Source organism: Streptomyces sp. MBT65, from assembly GCF_016612545.1.
Taxonomy (GTDB): domain Bacteria; phylum Actinomycetota; class Actinomycetes; order Streptomycetales; family Streptomycetaceae; genus Streptomyces.
The window spans coordinates 1-881 of record NZ_JAENRY010000676.1 but is presented as its reverse complement, the minus strand read 5'-3'; the positions used below and the strand labels follow the sequence as shown (position 1 = coordinate 881).

Below are 881 nucleotides of genomic sequence, written 5' to 3'. Positions count from 1 at the left end.
ACCGGGATGTGGTGGAAGGGGATGTGGTACGACTCCACCAGCTCGGCGAAGTCCGTGTGGTTGGACACCACGGCCGCGATGTCCACCGGCAGCGCGCCGATCCGGGCCCGGAACAACAGGTCGTTCAGACAGTGCCCGAACTTGCTGACCATGAGCACGACCCGCATGCGGTCCGCGGCCCGGTTGACCTGCCAGTCCATGTGGAAGGCGTCACCGATCGCCGCGAAGCTCGCGCGCAGCTTCTCCACGGTCACCGGCGACTCCGCCGAGAAGTGGACGCGCATGAAGAACAGTCCCGTGTCGTGGTCGCCGAACTGCTGGCTGTCCTCGATGTTGCACCCGGTCATGAAGAGATAGCTCGACACGGCGTGCACGATGCCCTGCTTGTCGGGGCACGACAGGGTGAGGACGTACTGGTCGGCGGGCGCCGCGGCGGCACTGGACTGCGCATTCATGCGGGACAGGGTCCCATATCCCCCTGCCCGAAGGGACCGACGTCCGCCACCCGGACCGGGCCCGACGCCCCTTCCCCACCGAACCGGCGCCGGCACGCATACCCGCCGGACCGGAGCCGGCCCTCGTACTCGCCGAACCGGGGCCGACACCCCTCCCCGCCGGACCAGGGCCGCCCCCGTACACCTCGGACCTGAGCAGAAAGCCGTACCGGCCGAAACCAGGGCCGACGCCACCGGGACGGGAAGCCCGCGCCCCAGGACCGAAGCCCACACCACTCGGCGGCGCCCGAACCACCCGGACCAGAGCCCGCGCCAGCCGGACCGGGGTCCGCACTACCCGAACCGAGACCCGCGCCCCCCAAGGCCGAAGCTCGCACCCCCGGACCGGGACCCGCAGCGCCCAGCCCAAGGCCCACACCCCCGGAC

Annotated in this window: 1 pseudogene; it reads right to left on the bottom strand. The window is 71.2% G+C overall.

Annotated elements, in window-relative coordinates:
- Positions 1-455: pseudogene (locus JHN63_RS51510) on the bottom strand (ACT domain-containing protein); the annotation flags it as partial.
- Positions 456-881: the final 426 nt, after the last annotated feature.